Consider the following 5,990-nt stretch of genomic DNA (forward strand, 5'->3'; position numbering starts at 1 on the left):
CTCGCCCTACTTCGTCACCAACGCCGACAAGATGCGCGTTGAAATGGATGACGCCTACATCCTGATCAACGAGAAGAAGCTGTCGTCGCTGAACGAGCTGCTGCCGCTGCTCGAAGCCGTCGTGCAGACCGGCAAGCCGCTGCTGATCGTCGCCGAAGACGTCGAAGGCGAAGCGCTCGCCACCCTCGTCGTCAACCGCCTGCGCGGCGGCCTGAAGGTCGCGGCCGTCAAGGCTCCGGGCTTCGGCGATCGCCGCAAGGCCATGCTGCAGGACATCGCGATCCTGACCGGCGGCCAAGCGATCTCGGAAGACCTCGGCATCAAGCTGGAAAACGTCACCCTGCAGATGCTGGGTCGCGCCAAGAAGGTGATGATCGACAAGGAAAACACCACGATCGTCAACGGCGCCGGCAAGAAGCCGGACATCGAGGCCCGCGTTGCCCAGATCAAGGCGCAGATCGAAGAGACTACTTCGGACTACGACCGTGAGAAGCTGCAGGAGCGTCTGGCCAAGCTCGCCGGCGGCGTCGCGGTGATCCGCGTCGGCGGCGCGACCGAGGTCGAGGTGAAGGAGCGCAAGGATCGCGTTGATGACGCGATGCACGCCACCCGCGCCGCGGTCGAAGAAGGCATCGTCCCGGGCGGCGGCGTCGCGCTGCTGCGTGCCTCCGAGCAGCTCAAGGGCCTGCGTACCAAGAACGACGACCAGAAGACCGGCGTCGAGATCGTGCGCCGCGCCCTCTCCGCGCCGGCCCGCCAGATCGCCATCAACGCCGGCGAAGATGGCTCGGTGATCGTCGGCAAGGTGCTCGAGAAGGAGCAGTACAACTGGGGCTTCGACTCGCAGTCCGGCGAGTACGGCGACCTGGTCAAGAAGGGCATCATCGACCCGACCAAGGTGGTCCGCACCGCGATCCAGAACGCCGCGTCGGTCGCAGCCCTGCTGATCACCACCGAAGCGATGATCGCCGAACTGCCGAAGAAGAACGCCGGCGGCCCCGCGATGCCCCCGGGCGGCGGCATGGGCGGCATGGACTTCTAAGCGACGAAGTCGTCCCGGGGGCAGCGCAGCACGCAGTGGTGCGCTGCAGACCCGGGATCCCCATCGCAGAAACAACGAAGCCCGGGAGCAATCCCGGGCTTTTTTGTTGCTAAGAGCGAAGCGTACAAGTGAAGCCTGCCCAGAGGCGACCTCCCCATGCCGTAGCGCCTCGCGCCTGGCGAGGATCAAGCGATCGAGGATCGCCGAAGCTCCTTTCTTGCAGCTTGCACAAGCGCGATTAGTATGAAGCAGATGATCCGCAGGAATCTCACCTTAGATGAATTACCTTTTCCGCCCGCGCTACTCGAAGCGCCGCGGCAGTTTGGCACGTGGTCCCAAGACAGGATGCTCACCGAACAGAGCGAAAGCACACCAACAAGACCGCTGTACCATTTCACGCGCGAGACAGGTCTCCGGGGAATTCCATCCAACCAGCGGCCATGGTTCTTCAGTCATCAGCAACAAACCGACCCGCGAGAATTCGAATATGCGCTTAGCATCGCACGAGATGTACTTCGAACGGTCGGACAGACCGGAGACTTCTTTACACACGCCTTCTGCGATTGCGTCGATGATATGATTGAGACGAACGGCCTTGCCAGCCCATTCGAGTTCTACCTGCTCAGTCTTACTGGCCACCGCGATCATGGTCCGCAATGGAAGCAATATGCCGACGGCGGGCGCGGCTACGCGATCGGATTTGCCCCTTCTCTCTTTCGACCCGACCGGAACGAATTGTATGAAGAAGCCAACAAGAATCTGCACATAGGCCGCGTGATCTATGGCGGCGATGCCATCGCTGCTCGACATCGGCTTGCAATCCAAAGCGCGGCGGCCATAACAAGCCGCATAGGCAATGCGCACACAGATTTGGTCCATCAAGTACGGTGCAGCAACTATCTGGCGACTATGGCCCGCGAGTTTATCGCATCTCAACTCATCTGGAATTGTCTTACAGCTAAAGAGGAACGCTTCTCGGACGAGCGCGAGACCCGAGGGATTATCTTGAACGTCAAAGCGAAATTCGACCCCTATCGCCACATCATTAACGGTCGCCATTACGTCGAACATGAGATGGGCCTAAAGGCTCCAGATGCGATTACGGAGATCCTCATTGGCCCGCGCGCGCCTGTTGACGCTGAAGAACAAATAAGGAGCCTTCTCAATTCCGAAGGCTATTCCACTGCCATCCCGGTCGTGAGGTCGACAGCAGTAGTTTGATAGGTGCAGAACAGCAACTCGCAGAACGGAATTGAGAGCGCATTCCGCTTACCCCTCCCTCACCCCTTCCCCTTCACCGGCTCAAAGCTAATCTTCAGCCGATGCCCCGTCGCCTTGGCGAAGCGGAGCAGCGTTCGCGTTGAGGGGTGGCCGCGGCCGCTTTCCAGGCGGGCGAGGGTGCTTGGCGTAGTGTCCATGCGGCGCGCGAGTTCGGCTTGGCTGAGGCTGGCGCGGCGGCGCGCGTTGGCGATTGCGGCGATCACCATGAACTCGTCTTCAAGCGATTGATAGGCCGCGCGGTACTTGCGGTCCCGGCTCCAGGCCTTGTGTAGATCCTTGATCTTGGTCATCGCGTTGCAGCGCCCTGATTTCGGCATCGTCGTTGGAATCGAACGCTCGATCGATCACCGCGTCAAATCGCATCATCGCAAAAGAACGATACCGTCGCCCTTGCTGCGTCCGTCAGCGCCGTCGGCCCGATTGCGCTTCGCTGCGTCCCGGCTACAGATGAGCCCGACGCCGCCACACATCGAGGCCCCATGCCCCCGCTCCCGCCCCCGTCCCATCTCGCGCAACTCGAAGGTGAACTCGCCGATCTCGGGCCCGACGTCATGCAAGTCGAAGAGCTCGACGGCTTCATCGCGGCGCTGCTGGTCTGCCCCGAGATGATCAAGCCCGGCGACTGGCTGCCGGCGGTGTGGGGCGGCAACGCGGACGAACCGGCGCCGTTCACCGACCTCGATCACGCCAACGCCATCTTCGGGCTGATCATGCAGCACTACAACGAGGTCGCGACGACGCTGGCCGAACACCCGGAGCGCTACCGACCGCTGATGCCCGGGACCGATACCGAGCACGCCGTCTGGGAGCCGTGGATCGACGGCTTCGGAGCAGCCCTCGACATGTGGCCGGAGCATTGGGAGCGCCTCCAGGAGGCCAACGACGCGACCCGCGCGGCATTCGACGGCCTGTCGCGATTGGTCGACATCTCCTCAATGATCGTCGACATTTCCGCCGCCGACCGCGAGGTGCTGGCGACAACCGCCGCCGACAAAGTCACCGAGTGGCTCCTCACCCTGAACACCTGGCGCATCGCCCATGACCCGTCGCCCCGCACCATCGAATGGGGCCCGCCAACGCCCCAGCCGCTCCCGCCCGATACGAAGCGGACCAAAATCGGCCGCAACGAGCCCTGCCCGTGCGGGTCAGGGAAGAAATACAAACGCTGCTGTGGAATGAACTGAGGCGCGTAAGCGCGGCGGCCGCCGGATGCCAATACACCCGGCGGCTGAGTTAGCGGCTTAGAACGTCACACGCAGATTGGCGCGGACGCCCTGGTCGGAAATGCCGGTGCCGACCTGGCCGGAGTAATTGACGCTGATGGCGGTGGTCGGTGTCAGCGCGGTGCCGAGCCCGGCCTCGAACACGGCGACGTCCTGCGCCAGCGGCACGCCCGACACCGTGAAGGCGCTGCTGCCAGCGAACGCATTGGTCGCGGTGGGGGTGACGTGGTTCAGCGTGTGGCGCCAGCCGACCATGCCGTTCGTGGTCAGCACCACCGCGCCGACCTCGAATGCGCCCTTGGCGCGCAGGCCGAGCGTGGTGAAGGTCGCGTCGGTCGTGTCGCTTGCGCTGATCAGCGCCGCAGCCCCGCCCTTCTCGGTGAAGCCCGACGTGGCGAGGTTCACGTAAGCGATGCCGGCGAACGGCTGTAGCGCGGCGTGGCCGAGTTCGATGTTGTAGCCGATATCGCCGTACACCTGCGTGGTGCGGGCATTGTAGTCCGCGATCAATCGATCGGCGAAGCCCGCCAGCGCGACGTTGCGGCTCGAGGTCAGTTCGTGCCAGGCGTGATTGACGCCGAGGCCGAGCGCGACCGCGTTCCAGTTGCCGCCGCCATAGGCGCCGATGCTGTAGGTGTCGCCCGACACCGAACCGCGGTCGCCGTCGAGGCTGATGCTGGTGTTGCCGTAACCGCCGACCACGCCGAGCCGCAGCGCGTTGAAGACTTCGCCGTCGGCACCGAACAGAATGCCGCCGGTGTTGCGGCGGACGCCGGTCGCATTGCCATTGCCGTCGGTCTTGGCCCAGGAGCCGTAGCCCAGCGCCCACACCGACGTATCGGGCCCGCGCTGAGCCGACTGCAACTGCTGCGTCGTCGCTTCGCGCACGAAGCGGCTGTCGTCGAGCAGCGCCGTCTTGGCCGAGGCGTAGGCCTCGCCCGAGACTTGATCGAACGCCGCACGGGCCGCGCCGTCAGTCGACGACATCGCCACCGCAGGGCGCAGTCCGTTGCCGCTCGCGAGACTCTGCAGGCCGCTCGCCGCCGCACGCTGATTGAGCGTCAGCGCCGCATCGGCAAAGCCGCGGGTCTGAGCCGCGCCAACATAGACATGGGTCGGATCGTAGCTGGCGGTCAGCGTATAGAAAGTCGAGATGAACGTATCCCCGGTCAATGTGTAACGACCGCTGACGCCACCGGTAGCGCTGAGCACGGTGTAGCGCGCATCCAGCGCATAAGGACCGGCGCCATAGCGCGAGACGTTGAGGATCGCACCATTGTCGATGGACGCGGTGCCGCTCACCGCGACGCGGTCCGACACCGTGCTGCCCGGCACCAGTTCGGCATTGTAGGTCGAGCCTGCCGCCTGATGATAATTGCCCGCCACCGTCAGCGTGCCGGGGCTATTGCCGGGCGCGATCGTCGCGCCGGCCTGGGCATCGACGCCGCCGACCGTGCCCGAGCCCGACAGCACGGCGCCGCTCTGCACCGTGATCGTCGCGGCGATCACGCCGGACATCGTCAGAATGCCACCGGAGACGTCGACAGTGCCGGTGAACCCCGACGAGTTGCCGGTCAGCGTCGTGGCGCCGGCGAGCGCAAGGATGGTGCCGCTGCCGACGATATCCGACGCCAGCGTATAGTTCGACGAGGTGTGGTTGAACACGAGCTGGCCGATCCCATCGCCGAACACGATGCGCGGCGCCGTGACGACGCCGGGTGCCGCGGCGGCCGAGCCGCTCGCCGCACCGATGGCGAGCACGCCCTGCCCCTGCAACGCGTAGCCGATGCGGACCTCATTGTCGGCCCGGATCTCGCCGCCGTTCGACACCACCACGGTGCCGCTGCCGTTGTAGCCGACGTAGAAATTCCCCAGGATGCTCTGCGTCGGATTGGCCTTCGCCCACAGCCGCGAACCGCTGCCGCTGACATTGATCAGGCCCTGCGAATGCGGGTCCATGCCCGCGCCCACGGTGCCGGACGTCACCACGGCGCCGTCCGTGACGTTCAGGACACCGTTGCCGTTCATCGGGTCGACGTCTCGAAAGCCGTTCTGGCCGCCCACATAGATACGTTGATCAGTCTCGACCACCGTGCCGCGGCCGGTGAAGGTCCCGGTCGTCAGGAAGTCGCCACCCGGCCCGAGATAGATGCCGCTGGCGTAGAGATAGGCGCCGTTGGAAACGGTGACGTTGCCGCCCCCCGGGCTGAGCCATGCCCCCGCATTCCAATCATTGGGATCGCCGATCTCCACATGCGTGCCGGCGTCCTTGATGACGATGTTCGCGCCCAGGGACGAAGAATAGATGCCGACATTGCGGATATACGCCGCCGCGCCGTTGGAAATGGTGAGGCTGCCGGACGAGCCTTCGGTGCGGGCAACGTCGACGCCGCCGGTGCTGGTCCACACCGTTCCCGGCCCGCTCACCTCGAGAGAGCCCTGAC

General features: G+C 64.6%; 5 protein-coding genes. 3 read left to right on the forward strand and 2 right to left on the reverse strand.

Annotation, left to right across the window (positions count from 1 at the left end):
• Together groEL and ACOJTD_RS14520 are read left to right on the forward strand one after the other, a co-directional pair.
• Window positions 1-1,042, forward strand: a 1,042-nt coding sequence (gene groEL / locus ACOJTD_RS14515; RefSeq protein WP_420133603.1) for a chaperonin GroEL, incomplete at its 5' end; no start/stop codon positions are given.
• A gap of 243 nt (window positions 1,043-1,285) precedes the next feature.
• Window positions 1,286-2,263 (forward strand): DUF2971 domain-containing protein, encoded by a 978-nt coding sequence (locus ACOJTD_RS14520; protein ID WP_420133604.1) that lies wholly within the window; start codon window positions 1,286-1,288, stop codon window positions 2,261-2,263.
• A gap of 59 nt (window positions 2,264-2,322) precedes the next feature.
• On the opposite strand, the gene ACOJTD_RS14525 is transcribed toward ACOJTD_RS14520, so the two are convergent.
• The gene (locus ACOJTD_RS14525; protein ID WP_420133605.1) at window positions 2,323-2,613 is read right to left on the reverse strand and encodes a helix-turn-helix domain-containing protein; all 291 of its coding nucleotides are present in this window, start codon (window positions 2,611-2,613) and stop codon (window positions 2,323-2,325) included.
• Between the two features lie 189 nt (window positions 2,614-2,802).
• On the opposite strand from ACOJTD_RS14525, the gene ACOJTD_RS14530 reads away from it, so the two are divergent.
• Window positions 2,803-3,507, forward strand: a complete 705-nt coding sequence (locus ACOJTD_RS14530) for a UPF0149 family protein (RefSeq protein ID WP_420133606.1) — start codon at window positions 2,803-2,805, stop codon at window positions 3,505-3,507.
• Between the two features lie 57 nt (window positions 3,508-3,564).
• Here the strand turns inward: ACOJTD_RS14530 and ACOJTD_RS14535 are convergent.
• A partial coding sequence (locus tag ACOJTD_RS14535; protein ID WP_420133607.1) for an autotransporter outer membrane beta-barrel domain-containing protein occupies window positions 3,565-5,990 on the reverse strand: 2,426 nt, incomplete at its 5' end.

The sequence above is a fragment of the Rhodopseudomonas sp. genome (assembly GCF_048594845.1).
Classification (GTDB): domain Bacteria; phylum Pseudomonadota; class Alphaproteobacteria; order Rhizobiales; family Xanthobacteraceae; genus Rhodopseudomonas.